Annotated in this window: 7 protein-coding genes and 1 pseudogene; all 8 read right to left on the bottom strand. The window is 60.3% G+C overall.

The window, feature by feature from the left end:
- A partial coding sequence (locus tag B4968_RS22610; protein ID WP_139792998.1) for a hypothetical protein occupies positions 1–241 on the bottom strand: 241 nt, incomplete at its 3' end.
- The gene (locus tag B4968_RS22605; RefSeq protein ID WP_139792997.1) at positions 238–696 is read right to left on the bottom strand and encodes a hypothetical protein; all 459 of its coding nucleotides are present in this window, start codon (positions 694–696) and stop codon (positions 238–240) included. The genes B4968_RS22610 and B4968_RS22605, both read right to left, overlap by 4 nt.
- Before the next feature lie 73 nt (positions 697–769).
- A complete protein-coding gene (locus tag B4968_RS22600; protein WP_083101426.1) occupies positions 770–1129 on the bottom strand; it encodes a hypothetical protein in 360 nt (119 codons plus the stop codon).
- A 2-nt stretch (positions 1130–1131) separates the two neighbouring features.
- Entirely contained in the window at positions 1132–1617 is a 486-nt protein-coding gene (locus B4968_RS22595) for a hypothetical protein (RefSeq protein WP_083101425.1), read from the bottom strand.
- Position 1618: 1 nt separating this feature from the next.
- On the bottom strand, positions 1619–1969 hold the full coding sequence (locus B4968_RS22590) for a phage head closure protein (RefSeq protein ID WP_083101424.1): 351 nt from the start codon (positions 1967–1969) through the stop codon (positions 1619–1621).
- Complete coding sequence (locus tag B4968_RS22585) at positions 1966–2418, bottom strand: head-tail connector protein (RefSeq protein WP_083101423.1); 453 nt, start codon at positions 2416–2418, stop codon at positions 1966–1968. The genes B4968_RS22590 and B4968_RS22585 overlap by 4 nt, the downstream gene beginning before the upstream one ends.
- A 167-nt stretch (positions 2419–2585) precedes the next feature.
- Positions 2586–2855, bottom strand: a complete 270-nt coding sequence (locus B4968_RS22580) for a hypothetical protein (protein ID WP_083101422.1) — start codon at positions 2853–2855, stop codon at positions 2586–2588.
- Between the two features lie 91 nt (positions 2856–2946).
- Positions 2947–3975 (bottom strand): annotated as a pseudogene (locus B4968_RS22575) (phage major capsid protein); the annotation flags it as partial.

The following is a 3975-nucleotide window of genomic DNA, read 5'->3' as shown; positions in this document are numbered from 1 at the left end:
GCCGCCCGCCGCATCGATCAGGCTCATAGGCCTCATCAAGCTCAAGGCCTTTGCCATCGTCCAGGCCCGCCGCCATGACAGAGGCCATCAATGTGACGCCACCTGACCCGCCCAAAATCGTCTCAAGCACTTCGTTAAAAGGCTTGCCGCCCTGCTCCGCCTCCAGGCGCACCAGAGCGCGCGTGGACAGTTTCAGTTTGAGGGTTTTCTTGCCCACCTTCATGGTTGCTGAACTGATCATACGATAGCCGTCCCGGCAGTGAAGGTCACAGCGCCGCTGGACTTCAGTTTCAGGGCAAAGACAAAATCGCCATCCACATCCTGCTCGCCGCCATTCGACACCTGCACGATCGCGCCGTATTCAAACGCATCCCCCGAAGTCTGAGTTTCAGCATTGATCGGGAACGTGGCGCGGAACAGGACCGGCTTTTCATCCGGCAGGGCTTCCATTGCCTTTGCCGCCACAAAAGCCTCAGTCGTATAGAGGCAATTGATCGAGCTGTCTGTGGCATCGATCATGCCGCGCCCGTAGCGCTTGCGCCGGTCCGTGACATTCAAGGTGGTGCGCTCGCGCCATTCCGCTTCATCTTCTGGGATAACGACATTCTTGGCCTCAAGAACCTCGTTCCAAGTTGTGCCTTCGTCCAGAGAATACTCCAGCGTAATTTCATCGACACCGATTTTCATTCCGGGCATCAGACTTTCCTTTTCAGTTGTTTTGAAATTGCCGGTTTCCCGGCCAGAGGTCAGGCGCGATACCGCACAGGACCTATCGCGCGCGGTAGCGAACCGTAAAATCCAGCATTTGCAGCGGGATCACATCGCCACCGGTCTCGGATGATCCGTCCCGGCGCGATTGTTCTTTGCAGCGGATCACCGACCCGCCGCGATAATCTGTCATCAAGCGCGAGACATGCGGCGCAAGCCGGATCAGCGCGCCAGAAGTCTCTGCATAAAGATTGACCTGCACCCGTGCGGTCTCGTTCTGGGAGCGCCCTTTCAGGGTGTAGCCCGTGCCGTTGCTAATCCGCTGCAGGCTGATCCGAGGAAAGCCAACGTCCTTTTTGAAGCTGCCCCAGACAACGGGATGGCCGAGGCCTTCCAGCAATATGCGCAGCTCGCTTTCCATGCTCATTTTCCTGCCCTCGCAGCCTTGCGCTTTGCGCGCTCAACAGTTTTTTCAATCTCTTTCCAGGTCTCGCGCCGCAGGGTCGCCAGCATCAATTCCGTGCTGGCATCCCAGGCAGGCCGCAGGAAAGGCTGCGCGGGCATTGCCCCCACCGCCTTGCCGCTTTTGGCGTGGAAACGTGGTGCTGTGCCGAATTCAAAAAGATGAGCATGCGGCGAATGACTGCCATCTTCCTGCACCGGCCCGACATACATCACCAGCTTGCTGCGGCCCCGATCGCGGCGCGCACCCCTCGCCTGCCGCTGGCTTAGCTTGCTGGTCACGGCCACTTTGAATTTGCCGCCTGACATACCTTCAGCCAGTTGCGCCACCGGCTGCAGCGTTTTCTTCATCGCCCGCCGCCCTACGCCCTTGGCTGTGCCGCGCGCGAAGTCCGCCAGGGCGCGCTCTATATCGCCCGCCCCCTCGATCTTGAGTTTCACAGACATATCAAGCCACCGGCTTTCTGATCTTCCAGGCTGAGAACTCCAGCCCGCGCCGCCGGCCAACTTCTTTCACGCCAGTGATCTGCCAATCCGCCCCGTCAAAGCGCAATCGACTGCCACCATCGATCTCAGCCAGCGCCCTTGTCCAGCGCGTCACAAATCGCGCCTCTGCCATTTGCTCAACAGCCGCCGCCCGCAGGCGCTCGCCATCAGAAACCGGCGTAAAGCTGGCCCAGGCAGATGCCGCTGCCCCCCAACCGGTCACCACCGCCTCCCCGGAATCCGCGTCCTTTTCCTCAGTGGCCACCAGGAATGTGATTTTGCGATCGAGCCCTGGCAACTGCTCGCGCTTCATAGCGCAAAGGCCCGATACCGAAGGGTCAGCCGATCGACACCGCGCTGCACCTGTTCGGGGATCCCAATCGCCGCATCCGCAAGCGGGTGATCATAATAGAATTTCACCAGCTCGCGCGCTGCTGCCTTCAGATCCTCCGGCACGGCGTCAACCGAGGCAAACCCGGCCGTAAACTCCAGCGAGACCGCATCAGGCCGCGCCGCGACCGCAGGCCAGGATCTACCCGACAACAGAACCACCTGGCGCATGCGCCCCCGACCAACCAGGACATAGGTTTCAGCGGCAACAGTGACCTCGGCACCCTCCGGCGCCAGGTATCGGATGGCGTCAACTGACTGGATCCGGGCAAAGGGCAGGCGCAGCAATCGGTCCGTGAATCCTGCCCCCCGTCGCTGCCAGCGCTGAGACACCAGCGGAAAGCCCAAGCCGCCAAAGCCGTCTTCATCCACATCAAGACCCGCAGAGGCCTAAGCAATCGCGCGGGTAATTTCGCCGTCCAGCTCTGGATCTTCACCGTCAGGCGATATGATCCGCAGCTTATCCTTTGCATCCGCCAGGGTGATCAGTGGCATCCCCCCGCCAGAAAGCCGCTCCAGCCACATCGCCTGCCCGCCCATCAGTCTGCAGCTTTGGTCTGAACGCCGGAGGCGGCAACTTTAACCTGAACGCCAGAGGCGGCAGCAGTTTTGATCGCGGTCTGAGAGCCGGTTTCAGCAGGTGCCGCAGCCTTGTTCTCTGAGGGCGCGTCCTCTTTCTGCACCGCATCAGCAGGCCCCACCACCCCCGCCGCAACCAAATGCGCCACGTCGCGCGCTTCAGCTTCACGCGGCGCGCCCTGATCATACCATTTGTCGCCCTGGTGCGGACGGATCACTTTATAATCCATGGGAGTTTCTCTCTCTGGGCAAGATTGCCTGAACAAAAAGGGAGGACGCTTGAGCCGCCCTCCCTCGCTTGCGTAATTGCTTTCAGATGGATCAGGCCGCGAAGCCGAGATCGCCGTAAATGAAGGCCTCCGGGCGATAGATCGCCATCGCCAGACGTTCCTCCGCCAGGATCGTCACCATGTTTTTGGTGAAGTCATCGTTTTCATAGCCGGTCTCAATTGAGGCCTGCCAACGATCGAACACCTGCGCACCCATCTTGAAGGCACCGGTCAGGAACTTGTCCACCGTGATGGCCTGCGTCTGAACCACCTGCAGACGCCAAAGCATTGGCTGCGCGCTGCCCTGCGGATCCCCAATGATATAGTCGCCTGTCGAATCCTTGGTCAGCTCAACCCGTGCCCAGTCGATCGGGTGCAGGATATGGCCCGTTGCCGGATACTCGGCCAAACCGCCTGCAGCATCGCCAGCCGCATCTTGTCGATCACCGTCTCGCTGTCAGGGGCAAAGGCCGGATTGTAGGCCGTCGCATTGGGGATCAGCCCATGCAGGTTTTGCCCGGTGCCATCGCCATTCAGCAGCTGATTTTCTTCCTTGAAGTCCAGACCAAACAGCAGCCGCTGATCAATCATCGAGCGCAGCTGAGACACATCAGACAGCGCCTGACGCGACACCTTCATGTGATGCGCGATCACCTTGGCGCTGGTGGATTTCTCCGCCAGTTTGATGTCCGAGGCGGGTTTCCTACCGCCCCCCGGCACCGGAGCCGCGTTATTGTTGAACCCGGTTTCCTGCACATATTCCAGCGTATTGCCATCCATGCGCCCCGGCGACAGCAAATCCCGCACCGTCATGCGCCGCTGTGGCAGCGCCTGAATACCCGGCAGCCGCGTCACACTGGCCCCGACGCCAACCGCGCCATCCGTGTCCGTTGTGGCCAAGGTCAGCGAGGCTTTCAGCTCCATACGTGCCTTGGAGTTGCGGCCAAAGCCATCCTGGCCAAAGGCCTTGAATGCATCGCTTTCGGTGAACTGCTCGCCAAAGCTCTTTTGCTCAACTCCCCCAGAACCGCCTACGCGATCGAGCTTTTGCTCAAGCTCATCAAGGCTGGCTTTAAAGCCG

Origin of the sequence: Pseudophaeobacter leonis (genome assembly GCF_002087335.1) — a bacterium.
Lineage (GTDB): Bacteria > Pseudomonadota > Alphaproteobacteria > Rhodobacterales > Rhodobacteraceae > Pseudophaeobacter > Pseudophaeobacter leonis.
The sequence above is the reverse complement of the archived record's forward strand: the minus strand, read 5'-3'. Positions and strand labels throughout refer to the sequence as shown.

Bases quoted from the DNA above. Each gene is read 5' to 3' on its own strand.
- B4968_RS22595 (WP_083101425.1), bottom strand. From the start codon at position 1,617: ATGTCTGTGAAACTCAAGATCGAGGGGGCGGGCGATATAGAGCGCGCC.
- B4968_RS22600 (WP_083101426.1), bottom strand. From the start codon at position 1,129: ATGGAAAGCGAGCTGCGCATATTGCTGGAAGGCCTCGGCCATCCCGTT.
- B4968_RS22580 (WP_083101422.1), bottom strand. From the start codon at position 2,855: ATGGATTATAAAGTGATCCGTCCGCACCAGGGCGACAAATGGTATGAT.
- B4968_RS22605 (WP_139792997.1), bottom strand. From the start codon at position 696: ATGCCCGGAATGAAAATCGGTGTCGATGAAATTACGCTGGAGTATTCT.
- B4968_RS22590 (WP_083101424.1), bottom strand. From the start codon at position 1,969: ATGAAGCGCGAGCAGTTGCCAGGGCTCGATCGCAAAATCACATTCCTG.